At 68.9% G+C, this 22644-nt stretch carries 20 protein-coding genes; 4 read left to right on the plus strand and 16 right to left on the minus strand.

Features of this window, described 5'->3' with window-relative positions; genetic code table 11:
- Positions 1-2: 2 nt before the first annotated feature.
- From ACQ4L4_RS26535 to ACQ4L4_RS26565, 7 genes are all read right to left on the minus strand, one after another.
- Positions 3-833, minus strand: coding sequence for an APH(3') family aminoglycoside O-phosphotransferase (locus ACQ4L4_RS26535; RefSeq protein WP_431101778.1), 831 nt, complete (start codon positions 831-833; stop codon positions 3-5).
- Between the two features lie 87 nt (positions 834-920).
- A complete protein-coding gene (locus ACQ4L4_RS26540) occupies positions 921-1442 on the minus strand; it encodes a GNAT family N-acetyltransferase (RefSeq protein ID WP_431101780.1) in 522 nt (173 codons plus the stop codon).
- Between the two features lie 52 nt (positions 1443-1494).
- The gene (locus ACQ4L4_RS26545; RefSeq protein ID WP_431101781.1) at positions 1495-2166 is read right to left on the minus strand and encodes a sulfite oxidase heme-binding subunit YedZ; all 672 of its coding nucleotides are present in this window, start codon (positions 2164-2166) and stop codon (positions 1495-1497) included.
- A 19-nt stretch (positions 2167-2185) separates the two neighbouring features.
- A complete protein-coding gene (gene msrP, locus ACQ4L4_RS26550) occupies positions 2186-3178 on the minus strand; it encodes a protein-methionine-sulfoxide reductase catalytic subunit MsrP (RefSeq protein WP_431101782.1) in 993 nt (330 codons plus the stop codon).
- A gap of 174 nt (positions 3179-3352) precedes the next feature.
- Entirely contained in the window at positions 3353-4774 is a 1422-nt protein-coding gene (ccsB, locus tag ACQ4L4_RS26555; RefSeq protein ID WP_431101784.1) for a c-type cytochrome biogenesis protein CcsB, read from the minus strand.
- Position 4775: 1 nt separating this feature from the next.
- Positions 4776-6914, minus strand: a complete 2139-nt coding sequence (locus ACQ4L4_RS26560) for a cytochrome c biogenesis protein ResB (protein WP_431101785.1) — start codon at positions 6912-6914, stop codon at positions 4776-4778.
- Positions 6915-7040: 126 nt separating this feature from the next.
- Entirely contained in the window at positions 7041-7631 is a 591-nt protein-coding gene (locus ACQ4L4_RS26565; RefSeq protein ID WP_431101787.1) for a c-type cytochrome, read from the minus strand.
- Positions 7632-8232: 601 nt separating this feature from the next.
- Between ACQ4L4_RS26565 and yihA the strand changes: the two genes are divergently transcribed.
- Positions 8233-8934, plus strand: a complete 702-nt coding sequence (yihA, locus tag ACQ4L4_RS26570) for a ribosome biogenesis GTP-binding protein YihA/YsxC (RefSeq protein ID WP_431105021.1) — start codon at positions 8233-8235, stop codon at positions 8932-8934.
- Positions 8935-8976: 42 nt separating this feature from the next.
- On the opposite strand, the gene ACQ4L4_RS26575 is transcribed toward yihA, so the two are convergent.
- The 8 genes from ACQ4L4_RS26575 to ACQ4L4_RS26610 form a co-directional block, all read right to left on the minus strand.
- Positions 8977-11358 (minus strand): patatin-like phospholipase family protein, encoded by a 2382-nt coding sequence (locus ACQ4L4_RS26575; RefSeq protein ID WP_431101788.1) that lies wholly within the window; start codon positions 11356-11358, stop codon positions 8977-8979.
- A gap of 99 nt (positions 11359-11457) precedes the next feature.
- Positions 11458-13584 (minus strand): DUF1631 family protein, encoded by a 2127-nt coding sequence (locus tag ACQ4L4_RS26580; protein ID WP_431101789.1) that lies wholly within the window; start codon positions 13582-13584, stop codon positions 11458-11460.
- A gap of 261 nt (positions 13585-13845) precedes the next feature.
- Positions 13846-15483 carry a chaperonin GroEL gene (groL, locus tag ACQ4L4_RS26585; RefSeq protein WP_377157505.1) on the minus strand — a complete coding sequence of 546 codons (1638 nt, stop codon included), beginning with the start codon at positions 15481-15483 and terminating at the stop codon, positions 13846-13848.
- Positions 15484-15534: 51 nt separating this feature from the next.
- Positions 15535-15825: a co-chaperone GroES gene (gene groES / locus ACQ4L4_RS26590; RefSeq protein WP_297524612.1), complete on the minus strand. Its 291-nt coding sequence runs from the start codon at positions 15823-15825 to the stop codon at positions 15535-15537.
- Positions 15826-15991: 166 nt separating this feature from the next.
- Positions 15992-16477, minus strand: coding sequence for a DoxX family protein (locus ACQ4L4_RS26595; protein WP_431101791.1), 486 nt, complete (start codon positions 16475-16477; stop codon positions 15992-15994).
- A complete protein-coding gene (locus ACQ4L4_RS26600; RefSeq protein WP_431101792.1) occupies positions 16474-17274 on the minus strand; it encodes a DNA-binding domain-containing protein in 801 nt (266 codons plus the stop codon). The genes ACQ4L4_RS26595 and ACQ4L4_RS26600 overlap by 4 nt, the downstream gene beginning before the upstream one ends.
- Positions 17271-18119: an MNIO family bufferin maturase gene (bufB, locus tag ACQ4L4_RS26605; protein WP_431101793.1), complete on the minus strand. Its 849-nt coding sequence runs from the start codon at positions 18117-18119 to the stop codon at positions 17271-17273. The genes ACQ4L4_RS26600 and bufB overlap by 4 nt, the downstream gene beginning before the upstream one ends.
- Before the next feature lie 13 nt (positions 18120-18132).
- Positions 18133-18411 carry a BufA1 family periplasmic bufferin-type metallophore gene (locus ACQ4L4_RS26610; protein ID WP_377157499.1) on the minus strand — a complete coding sequence of 93 codons (279 nt, stop codon included), beginning with the start codon at positions 18409-18411 and terminating at the stop codon, positions 18133-18135.
- A 180-nt stretch (positions 18412-18591) separates the two neighbouring features.
- Here ACQ4L4_RS26610 and ACQ4L4_RS26615 point away from each other — a divergent pair, with 180 nt between their 5' ends.
- A complete protein-coding gene (locus tag ACQ4L4_RS26615) occupies positions 18592-19137 on the plus strand; it encodes a sigma-70 family RNA polymerase sigma factor (RefSeq protein ID WP_377157498.1) in 546 nt (181 codons plus the stop codon).
- On the plus strand, positions 19134-19775 hold the full coding sequence (locus ACQ4L4_RS26620) for an NrsF family protein (protein ID WP_431101794.1): 642 nt from the start codon (positions 19134-19136) through the stop codon (positions 19773-19775). The genes ACQ4L4_RS26615 and ACQ4L4_RS26620 overlap by 4 nt, the downstream gene beginning before the upstream one ends.
- Before the next feature lie 12 nt (positions 19776-19787).
- Here ACQ4L4_RS26620 and ACQ4L4_RS26625 read toward each other — a convergent pair whose 3' ends face one another.
- Positions 19788-20249, minus strand: a complete 462-nt coding sequence (locus tag ACQ4L4_RS26625) for an Lrp/AsnC family transcriptional regulator (RefSeq protein WP_431105022.1) — start codon at positions 20247-20249, stop codon at positions 19788-19790.
- Between the two features lie 103 nt (positions 20250-20352).
- Between ACQ4L4_RS26625 and ACQ4L4_RS26630 the strand changes: the two genes are divergently transcribed.
- Positions 20353-22623 carry an aminotransferase class V-fold PLP-dependent enzyme gene (locus ACQ4L4_RS26630; protein WP_431101795.1) on the plus strand — a complete coding sequence of 757 codons (2271 nt, stop codon included), beginning with the start codon at positions 20353-20355 and terminating at the stop codon, positions 22621-22623.
- Positions 22624-22644: the final 21 nt, after the last annotated feature.

Below are 22644 nucleotides of genomic sequence, written 5' to 3' on the forward strand. Positions count from 1 at the left end.
CCTCAGAAGCACTCGTCGAGCAGCAGGTGGAACTCGAGCTTGCGCAGGTCGGGCTCGACGATGCCGTAGGCGTTGAACAGCGTGTCGCGGAGCTTGGGGCCGAATTCATCGAGGCAGTTCGCCAGGATGGCGAGGTCGCGGTAGCGATCCGCGATGCCTGCATGGCCGAGGTCGATGACGCCGACGACTTCGCCATCCTCGTTCATGAGGATGTTGTCGAGCGAGAAGTCGCCGTGGCTCACCACCGGATCCTCGGAGAGCGGCAGCATCGCACCGAGCGCCTCCCACACCTGTTGCGGCGTCCAGCCCTGACGCGCGTCGTCGAAGTCGTCGGCATCGATGAGGCCGGCGTCGAGGCGCTTCCGGGCGAGGTCGAGCTGCAGTCGGTGATTGGCGTTGAACGGGCAGGTGTGGACCGGCAGGTCGTGCAGCCCGCGAAGGAAGCGACCGACGGACGTCACGATCGCTGCGGCGCGTGACGGATCGTCGTCGAGCCATTCGTAGACCGTGCGACCGGGGAGGGCGTGGGTCAGCAACCAGGCGGTGCCGTCCGACCATTCGAAATGCTCGGTGCGAGGCACCGGCCAACGCTCGGCGAACCACTGCAGGCGGGCGAACTCGTCGGCGATGGCGATCGCCGCGTCGCCGTCACCGTGCTTGAGGTAGAGCGCCCGTGCATCGGCCCGATGCAGGCGATGCACGATCGCGCCGGCCTCGCCGACGAGATTGCGGTGCCAGTCGTAGCCGGCCAGTTTTGTCGCGATGGCGGGTGGCAACTCGGGCGCGCGGCTGGGGGCTTCTCTTGGAGGGGCGGTCTCGTCGTGGTCGGTCATGAAACGCGATGAGGCGATAAAGACCGCGCGAGTATCGACGGCAGACAAAATCGCCGCCCATGACGCCTGAAGCCGCCCTCCTTGCTGCTAGCGTCCCGGCGCGCGGCACTCGAAATACACCATGTCCTCCCACTCGTCACGGAGCTGGAAGCTGCGCGTCGAGCGCCCGAACTCGGTGAAGCCGTTGCGCTGCAGGACCTTGATCGAGCCGGCGTTCCCGGCGCGCGCCTTGGCCTCGACGCGGATCAGGCGCAGCTCGCCGAAGGCCTTGTCGAGCACCAGGCGCACCGCCTCTTTCGCATAGCCCTTGCCGTTCTCGCTCTCCGCGATGCGGTAGCCAAGCTCGCATGAGTGATAGTGCTTGCGCTTGATCTGGCTCAGGTTGATGCGGCCGATCAGCGCGCCCGCGATGCCGCGGATCAGGAACTGATGCCCCGTGTCCGCTTCGGCCTCGCGACGCGCGGACGCGATGGCGGACTCGATGCCACCGTCGGCGTAGTACGACGTGGCCCGTGCATTGATGTGGGCCTCGAAGAACGCGCGGTTGTCGAATTCGAAGCGGCGCAGATCGGCGAGGTCGCGCTCGGAGACAGGATGAAGACTCAGCATGGGCGTCGAGCATAGCGGCGTGTTGGCGGCCGCTCGATCAGCTCAGCTCATCTCAGCGTCTCACCCGCTTCCACACCCGCCATCCCAGCAGCACCGCCAGGATCGACCCATACACGATCGGCTCGGCGAAGTTGTTCTTCCCCGCGCGCATCCAGATGAAGTGCATCAACCCGACGAGCGCGATCGCGTAGACGAGCTTGTGCAGCATCTGCCAGCGTGCCGCGCCCAGCGCCTTGATCGCCCGGTTGAACGAGGTCGCCGCCAGCGGCACCAGCAGCAGCCACGCGACGAAGCCCATCAGGATGAAGGGCCGCTTGGCGATGTCGCGCAGGATGTCGGCCAGGTCCAGGCTCTTGTCGAGCCAGCCGTAGGCCAGCAGGTGCAGGCTCGCGTAGAAGAAGGTGAACAGCCCCAGCATCCGCCGGAAGCGCGCCAGCGCCGCCTGGTTCGTCCAGGTCCGCACCGGCGTCACCGCCAGCGTGATCCAGAGGAAACGCAGGGTCCAGTCGCCCAGGCCACGGATCAGCGTCTCCGCGGGATTCGCGCCGAGCAGATCCGGCTGCGCGATCGCGCCGAAGACGTACCAGCTCAGCGGCAGCAGGCACAGAACGAATAGCACGACCTTCGCCGCCGGATGCAGCAGCGGATGGCGTTTCGCAGGCGCGCGCCGAGGCGTGGGCGGGGCTGGCTGCGTCCTGGACGGCGCGGCGGGCGAGGCACTCATGATCGGAGACGCGGCGGTGTCAGAAGTTCTTCTTCAGGTCCATGCCGGCATACAGCTGACCGACCTGCGCCTCGTAGCCATTGAACATCAACGTCGGGCGACGCTTGGCGAAGAGGCCGTCCTCGCCGATGCGGCGCTCGGAGGCCTGGCTCCAGCGCGGGTGGTCGACCTGCGGGTTCACGTTGGAGAAGAAACCGTATTCCTGTTGCGCCGCCTTGGTCCAGCTGCTCACCGGCTGCTTCTCGACGAAGCGGATCTTGACAATGGACTTGGCCGACTTGAAGCCGTACTTCCACGGCACCACCAGGCGCAGCGGCGCGCCGTTCTGGTTGGGCAGCACCTCGCCGTAGAGGCCGAAGGCCATCAGCGTCAGCGGATGCATCGCCTCGTCCAGGCGCAGGCCTTCGACATAGGGCCAGTCCAGCACGCCCGAGCGCACGCCCGGCATCTGGGCCTTGTCGGCCAGCGTGGTGAACTCGACGTACTTCGCCTTGCCCGTCGGCTCCGCCTTCTTCAGCAGCTCGGCCAGCGAGTAGCCCACCCAGGGGATCACCATCGACCAGCCTTCGACGCAACGCAGGCGGTAGACGCGTTCCTCCATCGGCGCGACCTTCAGCAGGTCGTCCAGGCCGAAGCGGCCCGGCTTGGCGCACTCGCCCTCCATGACGACGGACCAGGGCCGGGGCTTGAGGGTGTGCGCGTTCTCGGCGGGGTCGGACTTGTCGGTGCCGAACTCGTAGAAGTTGTTGTACGAGGTGACGTCCTTGTAGGCCGTCAGCTTCTCCATCACGGTCGCGCCGGCCACCGTGCTCTTGACCCCCGGCAGCTTCGCCAGCTTGCCGGGGCCGGCGGTCTGCGCGCTCGCCGCGCCGGACATGCCGCTCAGGCCCAGCCCGGTCAGCCCGAGCGCGCCGGCCGACTTCAACCAGTCGCGGCGGCTGTCGTAGACCTCTCGGGAGGTGATCTCGGAGGACGGGATGCGCTGGCCGTCGCGGGGCTTGTGGAAATGCATGGCGGACCTCGGGGGAAAGAAGGTTCGAACCTTACGCGTTTGGCTGAAGGTTTTCATGAGGGTGCGCTTAAGGCCCCCTGATTCGAGGCGCCCGCCGCGGCCGCGCCCCATTCCAAATGAAACAGGGCGGCGCCCGGTTCGAACCCGGCGCCGCCCTGTCGAGGGAAGGAGGCCTTACAGCGTCCCGTACGAGTGCAGCCCCGACAGGAACATGTTCACCCCCAGGAACGCGAAGGTCGTGACCAGCAGCCCGATCAGCGCCCACCACGCGCCGACCACGCCGCGCAGGCCCTTGATCAGCCGCATGTGCAGCCAGGCCGCGTAGTTCAGCCAGACGATCAGCGCCCAGGTTTCCTTCGGGTCCCAGCTCCAGTAGCCGCCCCAGGCTTCCGCCGCCCAGAACGCGCCCAGGATGGTCGCGATCGTGAAGAAGGCGAAGCCCAGCGCGATCGACTTGTAGGTCAGGTCGTCCAGCACCGGCAGCGCCGGCAGCCGCGCCGTCAGCGGGCCGCGCAGCGCGACGCTGGCCGCCAGGAACACCGCCACGCCGGCCATCTTGCCGGCCCAGCCGTTCAGTCCGGTCGCGATCTCCGGCGAGACGTTCGCGCCGAAGCGGAAGCCCACCAGCACCAGCACCAGCCCCACCGGCACGCCGATCAGGCCGATCACCAGCGCGCGCGGCGTCGCCGTCTTCAGCAGCGTCGCCAGCGCCACCATCGCGGCCATCGCGAAGCTGCCGTAGCCGATGAAGTTCGCCGGCACGTGGATCTTCATCCACCAGCTCTGCAGCGCCGGGACCAGCGGCTGGATCTCGTGGGCCTCGCGCGCCATCGTGTACCAGAGCAGGAAACCGACCGCCGCGCTCACCACCAGCATCACGTAGGCGCCGAGCGCCCGCGTCGCGAAACGCTGCTCGTAGTACAGGTACATCAGCGTCGTCAGCCAGGTGAAGAGGACGAACACCTCGTACAGGTTGCTGACCGGGATGTGGCCGATGTCGGGCGCGATCTGGTGGCTCTCGAACCAGCGCACCATCGTGCCGATCAGCGCCATGCCCACGGCGCCCCACGCCAGGCGTGTGCCGATCGCCTCCGCCGCGCTGTGGCCCGACTTCTGCAGGAAGCCCAGCCAGTAGAACAGCGTGCTCATCCACACCAGCACGCTCATCCACAGGATCGCGCTCTGGCTGGACAGCATGTACTTCAGGAAGAAGACCTTCTCGCCCGCGGCGAGGTCGGCGCCGAACCCGTCGGTCTGGCGCAGGTAGAGCTGGATGGCGAAGAGGCTGGTCGCGCCCACGATCAGGCACAGCAGGCGCAGCGGCCGCCAGAACCAGCCCAGCGCGATCAGTGCGGGCGCGGCGCCGGCCAGGATGCCCTTCTCGTAGACATCCATCGACGCGCTGTAGCGGCTGAACGCGAAGCCGGCGCTGATCAGCACCAGCGCCGCGAAGATCCAGTCGAAGGCGTTGCGTCCCTGGAAGTAGCCGCGCTTGCCGATGACCAGCGAGCGTGTCGGGGTCGCCTCGCCGGAACCCGGCAACTGGGACGGCAGTTGCGAGGGCAGGTGGGACGAGTCCGCGGTGGTGGTGTTCATGTCAGGCCTCCTCATGCAGCAGGCGCTGCTTGAGCGATTCGAATTCGACGGGCAGGTCGGCGGTATCGCGGTTGCTGGACAGCGCCATGCGGACGCGGGTCTGTTCGGAGCGGCCCGGCGCGGCTTCCAGCCACAGCCACAGGCGACGTTCCTTGATGTAGAGCATCGCAAACACGCCGATGATCAGCAATACCGCTCCGAGGTAGACCAGGGTCTGCCCCGGCGCGCGCGTCACCTGGAACACGCTGGCCTGCACCTGCTGGAAGTCGTCCAGCTGGATGATGACCGGCGACGGGTAGAACATCGCGTCCGACAGCGACATCACCGACTGCGTCATGAAGGCCTGCGTGGCCTCGCCCGGCTGGGGCGCCGGACGGCCGTGCTGCGCCTCGGCCTGCTTGTGGAGCTCGAACAGGCTGCCGTTGAGGATGCGCAGCAGCACTTCGGACACGCGGGCGCGTTCGGCCTCGGGCACCTCGCGCTCGATGAACTGCGACAGCGCCGGCAGGCCGCCCACCGCCGCGCCCTGCGCGGGCGCGTCGGCCTTCAGGCCCTCGGCGCCGGCGAACAGCGTCAGCGTGCGCAGCGCGGTCGCTTCCAGCTGCGCCTGCATCGCCGGCTTGTCCGGCGGGCTGGCGCCCAGCGCGTACTGCCTGGCCGCCTGCAGCCGCTGCGCCGGATCGGCCAGCCCGCGCCGCAGCGCCAGCCAGCCTTCCATGCTGTCCTTGCCGTCCACGGGGATGCGCAGGTAGCGGAAGCTGTCCGACAGCGTGTCGCGCACGCCGAGCAGGATCACGCGGTGGCCGTCCAGCTCCAGCGGCAGCATGTAGTTGTTGTACTCGCGCGCCTGGCCGCTGGCGTCGCGCAGCTTGTAGCTGAACGAAGGGCCGACGTTGCGCAGCGTCTTCTTGCCCTCGAGGTTGGCGCCCGAGCCCAGGTGCTGTTCCAGCCGCCCGACCAGGTCCACCTTGCGCACGTCGGTGCCGTTCTTGTCCTTGCCGTCGTCGGCGAAGTTCTCGACGTTGATGACGCGCAGGCCGGTGAACTCGAGCCCGAACTTCTCGCCGTCCGCCGTCAGCGTCGTCGTGCCGTTGACCTTGCCGTCCAGCGGCGTGTCGTGCGCCGCCTGCAACGCGCGCAGCTTCAGCTTCAGCGAGGAGCCGCCGTCCTCGAAGCTGCTCTGGTAGAGCGTCACGCCGCGGTAGGTCACGGGCTCATTGACCTTGACCGTCGCCTTGGTCGACGTGCCGTCGCGGCGGTCGTGCAGGACCACGTCGCTGGCGAACAGCTTGGGCATGCCGGTCGCGTAGTACTCGACGATGAACTTCTTCAGCTCCACGTCGAAGGGCAGGTCCTGCACCACGACGCCGCTGGGCATCGAGATCAGCGCCGTCGACGAGCGGCTGCCCTCCGGCACGTACAGGTTGCCGCGGAAGCTCGGATTGGTCGGCGTCAGGCGGTTGATGTCGGTGACCTGGGTGAGGTCGTCGCCCTGGTAGATCTGCTTGCCCTGCGCCCACATCATGACGCGCACGACCAGATCGCCGTCGAAGAGCCCGCCCAGGCAGATCAGCACGATGGCCGAATGCGCCGCCAGGTAGCCGATCTTGTGCGCCGAGCCCTTGCGCGCGCCGATCATGACGCCGCCGTTGCGCACCTGCGCGCGGGCCTTCCAGCCCTCGGCGCTCAGCCACGCGTTGATCTGGCCCAGCGCGGCTTCCGGATTCATGTGCAGGTAACCCAGCGCCTTGTGCTTGAAGGCCTGGATCGACTGCTCGCGCATCGTCTCCTTGTAGGTCTTCAGGTCGCGCAGGATCTTGGGCGTATGGCGCGCAATGCACAGGCTGGTCGACACGACCAGGAAACCCAGCATCAGCAGGAACCACCATGCGCTGTAGACGGTGTACAGGTCGAACTTGCCGAACAGCTCCGACCAGAACGGTCCGAACTGGTTGACGTAATTGGGCATCGGCTGGCGCTGCTGCACGACGGTGCCGATCACGGAGGCGATGCACAGCACCGTCAGCAGCGCGATGGCGAAGCGCATCGACGCCACCAGCTCCATCGCGTCGTCGAGCGCGACGCGCGCGGCGGCCTGGGCTGTCTGCCTGGTGGGACTCTCGGGGGACTTCTCGGTCATGGCCGGCATTCTCGTTGCGCCCGGCGACGAATCGGGCGAGGGCCGGCAAAAGCGAAGGCCGGTGATCGGATCACCGGCCTCGTTCGTCGGAACCTTCCCCGAAAGGTGCGCCCCGCGGGCGATCGCTCAGCGCAGGCCGGCGATGTAGTCCGAGACCGCCTTGATCTCGCGGTCGCTCATCTTGGCGGCGATGGCCAGCATCTGCGGACTGTTCGGGCGGCCGCCGGCGCGGAACGCCGTCAGCTGGGCCTCGGTGTAGTCGCTGTGCTGGCCGCCCAGGCGCGGGTACTGCGCCGGGATGCCGGCGCCGTTGGGGCTGTGACAGCCGGCGCAGGCGGGCACCTGCTTGTCCGCGATGCCGCCCCGGTAGATCTTCTCGCCCAGGGTGATCAGCTCCTTGTTCTTCGCGAAGCCGGGCTTGGAACCCTTGCTGGCGTAGAACGCGGAGACGTTGCGGATGTCGTCGTCCGTCAGCGGCGCGGCCATGCCCGACATCACCGGGTTCTTGCGCTTGCCCGACTTGAACTCGTGCAGCTGCTTGGCCAGGTAGTCGGCGTGCTGGCCGGCGATGATGGGGTTGGCGGGGCTGCCGCGGGTGCCGTCCGCCGTATGGCAGGCGGCACAGACTTGCGAACTGATGGCCTGGCCCTTGGCCAGATCCGGCTTCGCGGATGCGGGGGATTCGGCGGCGATGGCGGCGCCGGACATCAAAACCATGCTCGACAACAAGAAAGCGGCAGTCTTCATGAATGTTGAGGGTTGGGTGAGCGCAACCGCGGGATCTTACAATGCACCTCTTTAGAGCCCGCGCAGCCCGATGACCGATTCCAACAAGAAACCCGCCCCGGCGGCCCCAGGGAAACCCGCAGGCCGTGGCGCGGGACGCGCTGGAGCATCAAAGAAGAAGCAGGGCCCCGGGAAAACGGGTATGCGCGCGGCCGCCAAGGCCCGCGCGAAGAACGCCGAAAAGGCCAGGGCGCAAGGCCTGCCCCCGCCGGTGAAGAAGGCCGCCAGCGCCGAGCCGATGACCCCGGGCAAGCGCGCGCTGGCCTGGACGCACACCGCCCGATTCCTGACCACGGCCAGCCAGCTCAAGCACCTGCCGGTCGACGGCGTGCTGCCGGGGGAGGCGCTGGCGCGCGCGGAGGCGGCGCTGGCCGAGGCCGAAGCCGCCGAGTTCGACGAGGCGTTGCTTGACGCCGACGCCGACGCCGACGTCGGCGCGCCGCATTCCGACTCGGGAGACGACTCGGAAGACGCCCCGGGATCCGAAGCGACCGGCGAGGAAGTCGGCGAGGGCGAGGCGCGCGCGCAAGACCTGGCCCCGCGCGGCCTGCCGGAGATCGCCTTCGTCGGTCGTTCCAACGCCGGCAAGTCGACGGCGGTCAACACGCTGGCCCAGCAGAAGCGCCTGGCCTTCGCGTCGAAGACGCCGGGCCGCACGCAGCACATCAACCTGTTCGCGGTGGGCCCGCGCGACGCGCCCAATGCGCTGTTCGCCGACCTGCCCGGCTACGGCTACGCCGCGGTGGCCCGCGACGCCAAGCTGCGCTGGCAGCGCGTCATGGCCGACTATCTCGGCCAGCGCGAGGAGCTGTCGGGCGTGGTGCTGATGGTCGACTCCCGCCTGGGATTGACCGACCTCGACAAGCAGTTGCTCGAATACGTGTCCGACCGCGTCACCGCGGGCGAGGTCAGCCTGCTGGTCGTGCTGACCAAGGCCGACAAGCTCAACCGCAAGGAAGGCGCCGCCATCCTGGCGCAGGTCCAGAAGGACCTGGGCGTGCTGGCGACGGAGGATTCCGACATCGGCGTCACGCTGTTCTCGGCACTGAGCAAGCAGGGCCTGGAAGACGTCGCCGAGGTGATCTACGACTGGGCGCACGCCGAGCCGCGCGCGCCGCACAGCGAGGAAGAGGACGAGGCGTCCGACGACGGTTCGGAGGACGGGCCGGATGACGGGCCGGATGAGGACACGGCGTCCGACGACACCGACGCCGTCGGGCACGACAAGCCCTGACCCTGCCCACGAACCTCGCCGGCCCTGCGCCGGCGATGTCTCTCAAGGCCGGCCGATGAACACGTAGAACGCGGTCCCGCCGCGTGGCGCATAGCCGATGCCCACGTACAGCGGCCCCAGTCCCGTGTCCGAACCCAGGAAGATGCTGCTCGCGTAGCGCATGTCCTTGACGCTGATGTCGCGGCGCGAGAGCCAGGTGTTGCCCGCCTCCAGCGTGCCGCCGATGAAGAACCCGCGCGACAGGAAGGGCTGGTCGTTCAGGCGCCGGTAGTAGGTCGCCCGCGTGAACAGCAGCGAGTTGCCGCTGAGCTGGTTCGGGTTGTAGCCCGACAGCTGGTGGAAACCGCCCAGCGTGTAGCCGCCCAGGCCCGTGTCGTCCGGCTGCTGCGACGCCACGGCGCGCGCGTACAGGCTGACCGTGTGGCCGCCGAAGCTGCGCACCACGTTCCCGTCCGTGTTCAGCCGCAGGAAGCGGCCGCTGCTGAGGTTGCGGTTGTCCTGGCGGCCGCCTTGCGCCTCGACGGTGAAGCGGTAGCCGTGCTGCGGGAAGTTCGCGTAGTCCAGCTGGTCGACGACGGTCCGGAACCGGAAGCCGCGCTCGTAGCTGGTCCAGCGCAGCTTGCCCATCGCGGGCGTCGCCACCGTGATCAGGTCGGGCTTGGCGTGCCGGATCTGGCTGATCACGCCCAGCCGCACCTCGCCCCAGCGCCCCCACGGCTGACCCACATCCAGTCCCACGGAGGCGTCGCGCCGCACCAGCCGTGCCTGGCCCAGGCTGGCGTTGTCCGGATCGTTGTCGTCATAGACGATCTGCTTGCGCTGGTTGGCCTCGCCCCAGGCGCTGACGAACCAGTCGTCGGCCACGCCCAGCTTCAGGCCCAGCGGGTGGTACAGCTCGGTATAGAGCCGCGGCGTCTCGCCGATCGTGATCTGGTTGCGCCACTCGGTGCCCTTGTCGGTCAGCCAGTGGCGGTTGTGGCTCAGGCGCAGGTTGAAGAAGCTGTCGCCGCCCGAGTCGGTCGACAAGTCCATGCCCACGCGGAAGTAGTTCGGCCCCCAGGGCTTGTCTTCCATGTTGAAGACCAGCGTCTCGCCCTCGGCGCGCTGCTCGACGTGATAGTCGACGCGGTTGTAGTCGCCGCTGGAGGACAGGAAGCGCATGTCGCGCTCCGCCGTCTCGTTGTTGAAGGGCTGGCCCGGCTTCGATTCGAGCTGGCTGCGGAAGCGCTCCGGGTTGGTGTTGTCGGAGCCTTCCAGCTTCACCGCGGCGATGAACACGCCCGGCGCCTTGGTGCCGATGCGCGCGATCTGCCAGTCCGTGTAGGTCCGCTCGTCGACGGCGTAGGCGCGCAGCTGCGGCAGCATCGCCTCGGCGGCTTCCTCGCCGGCGCGGATCAGGTCGCGGACCTTGTCGAAGTCGCCCGACGTCAGCTTGCCCAGCTTCGGCGTGATCAGCAGGTCTTCGCCGGCGGACATGCTGGCGATGGAGCGCTGCACGTTCTGTTCGGTGAGGATGTTGATCATCTGCGCGGTCAGCCCGAGCAGCGAGTTCAGCGTGTCGCGCCCTCCCACCGGCGTGCCGACGTTCACCGCGATCAGGCGCGTCGCGCCCATCTCGCGAGCGACGTCGACCGGCAGGTTGTTGACCAGGCCGCCGTCGCCGAGGATGCGGTCCTCCCATTCGACCGGCGCGAACACGCCGGGCACGCTCATGCTGGAGCGCAGCGCCAGCGCGAGGTCGCCTTCGGCCAGGATGCGCTCGTGGCCGTTCTCCATGTCGGTGGCGACGGCGCGGAAGGGCGTCGGCAGGCGGTCGAACTGGTGCACGTCGCGCACCGGCAGCGTCAGCCGGCGCAGCAACGCCTCGAGCCCGCGGCTGGAGAGCGTGCCGGTGGGCACGCGAACCTCGCCGTCGCGCAGGCCGAACTCGATCGTCGCGGAGAACTCGAAGTCCTCCTCCTTGCGGCGTTGCGACAGGTCCTGGCGGTCGACGCGGCTCGCGAACAGCCGGTCCCAGGCGATCCGCGACAGCTCGCGGTCGAGGTCGTCGGCCGACATGCCGCTGGCGTAGAGGCCGCCGATGATCGCGCCCATCGAGGTGCCGGTGACGATGTCGACGGGGATGCGTTCGCGTTCGAGCACCTTCAGGATGCCGACGTGCGCCAGGCCGCGCGCGCCGCCGCCCGAGAGCACCAGCCCGAGCTTGGGCCGCTGGGCCTGGTCGGCCGCGGGCGTCGCCACCGGCCCGGGCGGGGGATTGGGCGGCACCGACTGGGCGAGGCCGGCGACCGGCGCGGTGAGCGCGGCGAGCGCGGTGAAGGCGACCGCCAGCGCCAGCCGGCACCGGCCGCTCAGGCGCAGAAGGCGACGAACGCGGGGAAGCACGCCGGGAAGCGCGCGGGGATCTCGGGACAGGGCGGACATCGGGCTGCAGGACAAGCTCGCGGCAACGGCGCGAGGCGGGCGCATTGTGACCCGAACCTGGCCCGCGGGCAGGGCCCGGCGGGGTTCCGACGGTGTCCGTCAGTGATCGTTGCCGTTGGGCGGGGCGCGGTCCAGGTCCAGCATCAGCGTGCCGATCGCGCGCTGCAGCAGCGGCTCGTCTTCCAGCTGCGTGATCAGCCCGTTGGCGACCAGCTGTTCCAGCGCGCCGCGCGTGACCGAGTGGCGCTCCTCCGACGCCTGGCCGACGAACAGGAACATCTGGCGGCTGTCGCTGATCCACGCGATCTGCGCGGTGATCCACTCGCTCTGGTGGAAGAAGTGGTACCAGCCGCCGATGTGCACGCCGGCGATCCAGTCCTGCAGCGCCGCGTGAGCGTGGGGCGAGTGCTCCTCGCTGTAGAGCGCCACCGGCACCGTCGGCAACTGGCCGCGGTCGACGCGCTCGTAGGCCCAGCGCGAGGGCAGTTGCGACTCGCGTTCGTCGAGCAGTTGCTGCAGCAGTTCCTCGGAGGTCTGCGCCGGGCGTCGCGGCGACGGGGCGGCCGGGGCGGCCTCCTCCACGGCTGGCAGTCCGCGCAGCACCCGGCCGTGCTGGCGCATGAGCTCGTCGAGGAAGGTCTGCCGCTGCATCGGGGGCAGCGCGATGGCATCCATGCCGCGGTCCAGCGCGCGGACGAGGTCCGGCAACTGGGCGCGCAGGCGCGTGCGGGCCGCCTCGTCCGGCTGCGGCGACACGCTGTGCAGCAGCGCGTCCACGAGTTCGATGTAGGTCTGCGGTTCCGAGGCATCCCGGCCGTGCTGGACCATCGCCTGCGCGATGACCTCGACCCAGGGGCCGAGCAGGAAACGCCGCATCAGCTTGCCCGCCTGGGCGTCGTCGAGCTGGTGCTGCAACTGGTCGCGCAGCATCCGCTGCCATTCCTGGCGGCGCTGCTCGCGGTCCAGGCGCTCGAGCGCCACCGCGCTGCGCTGGCCGCGGGCCTCGGCCTGCGCGCGGATGTGGGTGTCGACCTCGGTCAAGGCCTGCTGGAACTGCAACGCGGAGGGATGCGCGCTGTCCAGCAGCGGTTGGATCACGCGTTCCAGGAATTGCAGGAAGGCCTTCAGTTCCGCGTCGTCGCTGCGCTGGAAGCCCGCGCCGTGCGCGGCCAGCCGGTTCAGCAACTGCCAGGTCGGATGGTCCTGGCGACGCAGCAGCGAGGGATCGGTCTTGGACAGGCGCACGATCGCGACCTGCAGTCGACCCATCAGGACCTTCAGCGGCGGCTGCAGGCTGTCGTCGGCCAGGATCTGGTCGTACAGGCGCGACAGCAGGTCCGTGCCCGGCGCGCCGATGCCCGGTCCCAGCTTGGGCGGCGGGGCGGCCAGGGCACCCGTCGGCGAAGTGGGCGAACCCGAGGCCGCGGCGCGCGCCGATCCGAGCTCGGCGGCGCGCGTGTTCATCAGGTCCAGCTTCATCGCGACCTGGTCCAGCGTCGCGTTCTGCGTCGGCGTGTCGGTCAAGGTCTTGAACTGGCGCAGCCGCAGTTCCGATTCCTTGAGCGCCGACCCGTGGCTGGTCAGCATGCCGCTCAACTGCGCCTGTCTCAGGCCCTGGCAGAGCAGGGTGTAGATCGGCTGCAGCTTGGTCGCCAGCGGATGCGCGGCCATGCGCATCAGCGCGTAGCGGCCGTCCGCGTCGAGGTCCACGCCTTCGATGGCGCGTGCCAGCGCCTGTGCGAACAGCGCGGCCCGCAACGGGTTGTCGTTCTTCAGCGGCCGCGCGATGCCGCGCAGCGCGGCGAAGAAGTTGCCCAGCTGATGCAGCTCGGCCCGGGATTGGTCTTCGATCGCGGTGATCACGTGCGCGATCGCGACGTCCTTCAGGGCCTGGCTCTCGTCGACGAGGCTGAAGGACAGTTCGCCGCCGCGTGAGACGGGGCGCTCCCGCTGCAGCGGATCGCCGCCGTCGCGGGCCGTCTTCAGCAGGAGGTTGAGCGAGCCTTCGAAGTCGGACGCGAAACTCGCGCGCCGCTTGGACCATCCGGCGAGCAACTGGTGATGCTCGAGCCGGCTCTTGAGCTCGTCCTGCAGGCCGTTGTAGACCGCGTGCGCCAACGCGGGCACATGCGCGAGGGTGTCGTCGAGCAGGGACTGCAGGGAGGGCGAAGACGCTTGGACCATCATTTGTGACAAGTTGTCAGCCGCATTATGGTCGCCCCTCATTCAGGTGACATCCCCTGGGGCGCGGGGACGTGCGACCTGGGGAAAGCCTGATGGCCGCGCGACCTGACGGCCGGCGGTGACCATGATGCTGAGTGGATGCTGCAGCCGATATTGGCAATGGCCAAGCCTACGTCGTATCGACGCGCAACCGACTCATCTTGCACGAACGAAAAAAGGGGTCGCCGAAGCGACCCCTTTCCGGAGCGTTCATCCCGAGCGGGCAGCGCGGTGGGACCACCGCGCGCCGTGCTCAGGCGGACATCACATGTCCATGCCCATGCCGCCCATGCCGCCAGGCATGGCCGGGCCGGCGGACTCGTCCTTCGGCGCTTCGGCGACCATGCACTCGGTCGTCAGCATCAGCGAGGCTACGGACGCGGCGTTCTGCAGCGCGGTGCGGGTCACCTTGGTCGGATCCAGGATGCCCATCTCGATCATGTCGCCGTAGGTGCCGTTGGCCGCGTTGTAGCCGTGGTTGCCGGAGCCGGCCAGCACGGTGTTGACGACGACGGAGCTTTCTTCACCGGCGTTGTAGACGATCTCGCGCAGCGGGGCTTCGATGGCCTTCAGGATCAGCTTGATGCCGGCGTCCTGGTCGGCGTTGTCGCCCTTGATCGTGCCAGCGGCCTGACGGGCGCGCAGCAGCGCGACGCCGCCGCCGGCCACGATGCCTTCTTCAACGGCGGCACGGGTGGCGTGCAGCGCGTCTTCGACACGGGCCTTCTTTTCCTTCATCTCGACTTCGGTGGCGGCACCGACCTTGATGACGGCGACGCCGCCGGCCAGCTTGGCCACGCGTTCCTGCAGCTTCTCGCGGTCGTAGTCGCTGGTGGCTTCCTCGATCTGGACGCGGATCTGCTTGACGCGCGCTTCGATGTCGGCGCCGGCACCGTTGCCGTCGATGACGGTGGTGTTTTCCTTGCCCACTTCGACGCGCTTGGCCTGGCCCAGGTCAGCCAGCGTGACCTTCTCGAGCGACATGCCGACTTCCTCGGCGATCACCTTGCCGCCGGTCAGGATGGCGATGTCTTCCAGCATGGCCTTGCGGCGGTCGCCGAAGCCCGGGGCCTTCACGGCGACGACCTTCAGGATGCCGCGGATCGTGTTGACGACCAGGGTCGCCAGTGCTTCGCCGTCGACTTCTTCGGCAATGATCAGCAGCGGACGGCCCGACTTCGCGACGGCTTCCAGCGTCGGCAGCAGGTCGCGGATGTTGGAGATCTTCTTGTCGTAGAGCAGGACGAACGGGTTGTCCAGGATCGCCGACTGCTTTTCCGGGTTGTTGATGAAGTACGGCGACAGGTAGCCGCGGTCGAACTGCATGCCTTCGACGATGTCGAGCTCGTTGTCCAGGCTCTTGCCGTCTTCGACGGTGATCACGCCTTCCTTGCCGACCTTGTCCATCGCCTTGGCGATGATCTCGCCGACGTCGGCGTCGGAGTTGGCGGAGATGGTGCCGACCTGGGCGATTTCCTTGGAGGTCGTGGTGGCCTTGGAGGCCGCCTTCAGCTGCGTGACCAGGGCGGTGACCGCCTTGTCGATGCCGCGCTTCAGGTCCATCGGGTTCATGCCGGCGGCCACGTACTTCATGCCTTCGCGGACGATGGCCTGGGCCAGGACCGTGGCGGTGGTGGTACCGTCACCGGCGTTGTCCGAGGTCTTGGAAGCGACTTCCTTGACCATCTGGGCGCCCATGTTCTGCAGCTTGTCCTTGAGCTCGATCTCCTTGGCGACCGAGACACCGTCCTTCGTGACGGTGGGGGCGCCGAACGAGCGCTCCAGCACCACGTTACGGCCCTTGGGGCCCAGCGTGACCTTGACCGCGTTGGCCAGGATGTTCACGCCTTCGACCATGCGGGCACGGGCCTCGCCGCCGAAGACAACGTCTTTTGCTGCCATGTGTATCTCTCCGAAATCTTTATCTGGATGAAAGTCTGTCGCGGTCGCCGATTACTTGGCGATGACGGCGAACAGGTCTTCCTCGCGCATGACGAGCAGCTCGTCGCCGTCGACCTTGACGGTCTGGCCGCTGTACTTGCCGAACAGGACGCGGTCGCCGACGGCGACGTTCAGGGCGATGAATTCACCCTTGTCGTTGCGCTTGCCCGGGCCGACGGCCAGCACTTCGCCCTGGTCGGGCTTCTCGGCGGCGTTGTCGGGGATGACGATGCCGGAGGCCGTCTTGGTTTCGTTTTCCAGGCGCTTAACGATCACGCGATCGTGCAGAGGACGCAGTTTCATCAGATCTCCTTGACTAATGCAGACTTGCTTCAAGGACCCGCTGTGCGCTCAGCGCACAAGCCAGTCCATCACAAGAAGTAAGCCCCTCAGCCACGGCCTTGGGGCTTGTTAGCACTCGACCATCGCGAGTGCTAGCAGGGAGATTATATGGACCGGTCTTGGCGTTTCAAGAGCGCGCTTGAATACCGCGGCTGAATAGATGGTCCAGCGACCACCGGCCGGGGCCCCGACCCAGGAGATACAGCATCGGCGCCGCCCAGCTCAGATGCGTCGGCCAGCCCGACGGATAGACGAAGGTCTGGATCACCGCCGTCATCCCCAGCACGCCGAGCGCCGCGACCCGCGTGAACAGCCCCAGCACGAGCAGGATCGGCAGGATGTGCTCCGCGGACGTGGCCAGGTAGGCCGCCCACTCCGGCGGGATCAGCGGCAGCGCGTAGTCCTGGCGGAACAGCAGAAAGGTCGTGTCGGTCAGGGTGAACCAGCCCTCGACCTTGGTGCGGCCGGACAGCCAGAACACGCCCGCGATGCTGAATCGGCAGGCCAGCGCGATGAGGTCATGCGAGATGAGGCGCTCCAGGCGCTGGCGGATCGTGGCCAGCGACCAGGAGGCGTCGCGTCCGGTGCGGGATGTGGAGTTGATCGTGTTCATGACGGGATCTCCATGACGCCGGTGAAGGCGCCTTGATTGAGCAGACGGCCCAGCGCGGCGCCGGGGTCGAAGGCGGGGAGGCGGGCCTGGATCGTGTCCAGCGCCGCGCCGAGCGGTGTGCCGTCGGCGCAGGCGTCGAGCAGCGCGCAATCGGCGGCGTCGATCTCGAGCGCGATGACCGCGCCAAGGGGCCGCGTCAGCAGCGCGCCCTGGCCCTGCCAATGCGGTGGATTCGGATCGGCGCCTTGGGTGCGTGCCGCGTTCCAGAGGCTGAACGCCGGCCAGCCGGCGCACCAGCGCCATCGCGCCGCGGGGTGCGGCACCAGCCGCGACGCGGCGAGTCGTTCGGCATCGAGCCGCGCGATCGCCGGCACGTCGAGTACCGGCGCATCGGCCGATACGTGGCTCTCGCTCCAGAGCCGGTCCAGGCGTGCGACCTCGCCGAGCCAGGGCAGTTCGCTGCCCGCGAGCGCCTCGTCGAGGAACGCCGGAAAGCGCGCGCCGTAGTGCTGGAGGTCTCCGCCCGTTGGCGGGTCGGCCCGCACCGCGTCGAGCGCCACCGCCTGCATCCACGCATCGCCGGTCAGCCGGTGTACGGCCGGATAGAGCGAGATCAGCGCATCCGCGCAGCCTTTCAACACGGTGTTGCGATAGACGGCGAAGCCGGGGTGAGCGGCCGCCGATGCGGGGCGGGCAGTGCCGTCCTCCGGCGCGGCCCAGAGGTCGCGCCAGAACGTCTCCTGGAATCTGGCGAGCGATTCAAGCGTCGTCTCCGCGCGCGATTCGATGCGCGTCATGCGAGCACCTCATGAGGCGCGCGCGTTGCCGCGTCGAGCGCTGACTGAGCCTGTCTGCGTTCGGCGATCAATTCGGCGAAAGGTGGCAGGTTGCCGTCGCGCTCGACCAGGGTCGGTCTGGGACCGATGCGAACGGTCAATCGCGCCAGCAATGCCCAGACCGGGGCCGCGACGGCCGCATCGTGGCTGTCGATCAACAGGCCGGTGCTGGCGTCCGCGTCGGCGCGATGGCCGGCGATGTGGATCTCCATCACCGCGTCGCTGTCGATCGCGTCGATCCACGCCGAGGCGTCGATGCCGAGGTTGCTCGCGGACACGAACACGTTGTTCACGTCGACCAGCAAACCGCAGCCGCTGCGGCGGACCAGTTCGTGAAGGAAATCGACCTCGCCCCAGTCGTGGGCGAGGGGCAGGTAATGCGTGGGGTTCTCGATGGCGACACGGCGCTGCAGCGCGTCCTGCATGCGGGAGAGGTTCGCGGCGACATGACGCAAGGCCTCCGTCGTGCGCGGCACCGGCAGCAGGTCCGGTGCATACGCGCCGCCGAAGCGGCTCCACGCCAGATGCTCCGACACCAGCGCCGGCTGCAGCCGGTCCGCCAACGCGGCGAAGCGCCGCAGATGCTCGGGCTCTGGCGGCGCCGTGCCGCCCAGGGACATCGACACCCCGTGCAGCGACAGCGGATGTGTCGCCCGCAGGGTCTCGAGCAGCGCCAGACGCGGGCCGCCCGCGACGAGGTAGTTCTCGGGGTGGACCTCGAACCAGAGTCCCGGATCACGCGCTGCCAGCGCGTCTTCCGCGAACTCCGGTTTGAAGCCCAGGCCGGCGCCCAGCGCGTGTGTCATGAGGGTCTGCCGCTCAGGACTTGATCGCGGAGAGCGAGCCCATGCCCTTGGGGGTCTTGATCGTCGTGCAGGTGCCGGCGGGGACGTACTTCCACGCGTTGGCCTGGTAGTCCATCTTGGCGGTGCCGGCGCAGGTGGTGCCGGGGCCGGCGGCGCAGTCGTTCTTGCCGGCCATGGCGACGCCGTAGCAGCGCTCCTTCTCCGCGGCGGCAGGCTTGGCGTCCTGTGCCATGGCGGAGGCGGACAGGGCGGTCAGGGTGACCAGGGCGAGGCTCAGGGTGGTCGACTTCATGGGGGCACTCCTTGTGCGGGTGGATAGTGGGTTTGCGTGATGAACGCGCCGATTGGTCCGTCGCATCCGAGGGTTAGTTCGTGCCATTTGCGCCGGGGGTTACAGCGCCGCCCGGAAATTTCCAGGTTCTTTTTTTCGAGCCCCCTGTAACCTTCCGGCCCCATGACGCGAATAGATCCCGTGATCGCGACAGAACATGAGTTGCACGACCTCTTCCTGGCCGGGCTGGACGGGGATGCGGGGGCTTACCACCGCTTCCTCCAGCGCCTGGGGGCGCTGCTGCGCGGCTACTTCCGGCGGCGGCTGCAGCAGCTGCCGGACGAGGTCGAGGATCTGGTGCAGGAGACGCTGATGGCCGTGCACGCGCAACGTCAGACCTACCGCCGCGGCGAGCCGCTGACGGCCTGGGTGCATGCGGTCGCGCGTTACAAGCTGGTCGACCTCTGGCGTCGTCGCGAGCGGCACGACGCGCTGAACGAGCCGCTCGACGACGACCTCGCGGTGTTCGCGGCCGCCGACCACGAGGCCGGCGATTCGCGCCGCGACCTGAGCCGGCTGCTGGATCGATTGCCGACCAACCAGCGCCTGCCGATCCTGCACACCAAGGTCGAGGGGCTGTCGGTCCAGGAGACCGCCCAGCTCACCGGGCTGAGCGAGTCGGCGGTGAAGGTCGGGGTGCACCGGGGATTGAAGACGCTGGCGCGACTGTGGAAGGACATGACATGAAGACCGACGACCTGATCGGACTGCTGGCGCAGGATGCCGGCCCGGTGCCGACGCGCACTGGCGAGCGGCGCTTCGCCGTCGCGCTGCTGGTGGGCGTGGCGTTGGCGCTGGCGTGGGTGCAGGGCGCCTTCGGCATCCGCGCCGACCTGGCCGAGCTGATGGGCACGGCGGTGTTCTGGCAGAAGGTGGCAATGCCGCTGGCGGTGGCCGCGACCGGCCTGGTCGTGGTGTTCCGTCTCGGTCACCCCGGGGCGCGGATGAACGGCTGGTGGCTGGGCGTGTGGCTGCCGGTGTCGCTGCTGTGGATCTGGGCGGCGGTGGTGCTGTGGATGGCCGAACCCGCCGCGCGCGTGCCGCTGGTGCTGGGCACGACGTGGCGGGTCTGCGTGTTCAACGTGACGGCGACGGCGCTGCCGATCGGCGTGGGCCTGTTGTGGGCGCTTCGCGGCCTGGCGCCGACGCGGCCGGTGCTGACCGGGGCGGCGGCAGGTTGGCTCGCGGGCGCGGTGGGCGCGTGCGTCTACTCGCTGCACTGCCCGGAGATGGCAGCCCCGTTCGTCGCGATCTGGTACGTGCTCGGGATGGGCATGTCGGCGGCGCTGGGCGCGCTCGCTGGGCGGCATTGGCTGAGGTGGTGAGCGGGCCGCCCTTCACGCGATATACGACAACGGCAACGCCGTCGTGAACTTCAGCTCCTCCATCGCGAAGCTGGAGCTGACGTCCGACAGTTGCGTCCCCGCGATCAGCCGGCGGTAGACCTGGTCGTAGGCCGCGATGTCCGGCACCACCACGCGCAGCAGGTAGTCCACGTCGCCGCTCATCCGGTAGAACTCGACGACCTCCGGGATCGCCTCGATCGCCGCGCGGAACTGGTCGAACCAGGCCTGCGAGTGCACGTTCGTCCGCACCGAGACGAACACCGTCACCCCGACGTTCACCTTCTTCGGGTCCACCAGCATCACGTTGCGGGTGATCACCCCCGACTCCTTCAGTCGCTGCACCCGGCGCCAGCACGGCGTCGTCGACAGCCCGACCTCCACCGCCAGCTCACTCACCTGCACGGACGCGTCCCGCTGCAGGACATCGAGAATCTTTCGGTCGATGGAATCCAGTTTCGTCATGTTGGCCAACCTTGGAATTCAATTGCCGAAATCGGCCAAGGAAAGATGGATTTTGCACGTGGATTCCAAGCGTGAATTCTGACAATCGACCACCATGGAAATCTACCTCGACGCCAACGCCACCACCCCCGTCCTGCCGCAGGCCCGCGACGCCGCGCTCTCCGTGATGGCGGACGCGTTCGGGAACCCGAGCAGCATCCACGGCAGCGGTCTCAAGGCCCGGGCGCGGCTCGACGCGGTCCGCGCCACCGCGCGGCGCGTGCTGGGCGCACCGGGCGGCCGGCTGGTCTTCACCAGCGGGGCGACCGAGGGCATCCAGACCGCCGTGCTGTCCGCCCTGACCGCCCTGCGGCAACGGCGCGAGGCCGGCCAGACCATCCCGCCGCAACTGCTCTACGGCGCCACCGAGCACAAGGCGGTGCCCGAGGCGCTCCGGCACTGGAACACGCTGCTGGGCCTGGACCTGGACGTCGTCGCGATCCCTGTCGGCATCGACGGCCGCCATGACCTCGCCTGGCTGCGCGCGAACGCCTCGTCGGCCGGCCTGGTCTGCACGATGGCCGCCAACAACGAGACCGGCGTCATCAGCGACCTCGACGGCATCGCCGACGCGCTGCGAGGCTCCGGCGCGCTCTGGCTGGTCGACGGCGTGCAGGCGCTCGGCAAGCTGCCGCTGCAACTCGGCGAACGCGCGATCGACTACGCGCCGTTCTCCGGCCACAAGCTCTACGCGCCCAAGGGCGTCGGCATGCTCTATGTCCGCGAGGGCGCCCCGTTCACGCCGTTGATGGCCGGCGGCGGGCAGGAAGGCGCGCAGCGCTCCGGCACCGAGAACATGGCCGGCATCGCCGCGCTGGGCGCGGTGCTGGAGGCGCTCGAAGGCGGCGGCGTGTTCGCGTCGCTCGGCCAGTTGCTGGACCGTCGCCAACGCCTGGCCGACGCGCTGCGCGAGGCCTTCCCCGGCGTCGTGTTCAACGCGCCGTTCGACATCAGCCTGCCGACGACGCTCAACGTCTCGGTCCCCGGGCTGAGCGCGAAGCTGCTGCTCGACCTGTTCGACGCCGCCGGCCTGCGCGTCAGCGGGGGCTCTGCTTGCGGCGCGGCGAAGGCGGCGCCGAGCTACGTGCTGCAGGCGATGGGCCTGCCGGCGTGGCGAGCCGGCGCCGCGGTGCGCCTGTCCTTCGGCGCGGCCGATGCTGAGTCGACCATCGATGAAGCCTGCAGACGCCTGCGCGCCTGTGGCGAGTCGCTGCGCGCGACCTGCCAGACGCCAGCACCGAACGAGACCCCGCAGGCACCGGAGCTGCTCACACGCTTTGCCGTCGACGGCGCCTGCTGCTACGTCGTCGCCGATGTGTCGAGCCGCCGCTGCGTGGTCGTCGACCCGCTGCCCGAACTCACCGGCACGCTGGCGCAGTGGATGCGATGTCGCGGGCTGACCTTGGCCGCGGTACTGGACACGCACAGCCATGGCGACCATGCCTCGTCCGCGCAGGCGCTGCGCGACGCGATGACGAGCCTGCTCGCCGAGGAAGCGCTCGCCGATCGCGTCGACGCCCTGGGCTGGCCCAAGGGCAGCGAGGTGATCGCGCTTGGCGCGCATCGGCTGTCGCGTCTCGCGATTCCCGGCCATACGGAAGATTCCACCGCCTACCTGCTGCACGCGGGCGGCGAGCTGATCACGGCCTTCGTCGGCGACACGGTGATGCCGGGCGCGCTGGGCCGCAGCGATTTCGAGCAGAGCGCGCCGACCGCCTTCGGCCCGTCGCTGAAGACGCTGGAGCGCAACGTCGGCCTGAACGGCCTGCTGCTGCCCGGGCACGACTACGACGACCGTTTTGCGACGACGCTTGCCGTGGAATGCGGCGCGCAGCCGTTGCTCGACGGCGTGCTGAAAGGGCGTTTGAGCGCCGAGGCGTTCGCGATCGGCAAGGGCGTGCTGGAGCGCGACCTCGCGCCCACCGAGTACCAGACGATGGCCTGCGGCGCGCGCGTGGACTGCGCGCGGGCGACGGAGCGCGTCGAGCTCGACGTCGGGAGCCTGCAGTCGATGCTGGGCGACGGCGTCGGACCGACGCCGGTGCTGGTCGACGTGCGCGAGGCCTACGAGGCGCGAATGAGCCCCACCGACGAACTCGCGCCCGAGGCGGTGCCACTGTCGGCGCTGATCAACGCACTGCCGCGCTGGCGTGCGCTGCCGGAGCAGACGCCGGTGATCTTCTTCTGCCGCAGCGGCAACCGCAGCGCGCAGGCGGCGCGGGCGCTGCGCCGGCTCGGCCACGGGCAGGCGTGGAGCCTGGCCGGCGGCCTGGCGCTGTGGCCGACCACCCGGACAGCCACGGCGCTTGACGCCATCGCGATCTGAGCACGGTGTCGTCAATGACAA

It is taken from the genome of Roseateles noduli (genome assembly GCF_050626985.1).
In the GTDB taxonomy this organism is placed as follows: Bacteria; Pseudomonadota; Gammaproteobacteria; order Burkholderiales; family Burkholderiaceae_C; genus Roseateles; species Roseateles noduli_A.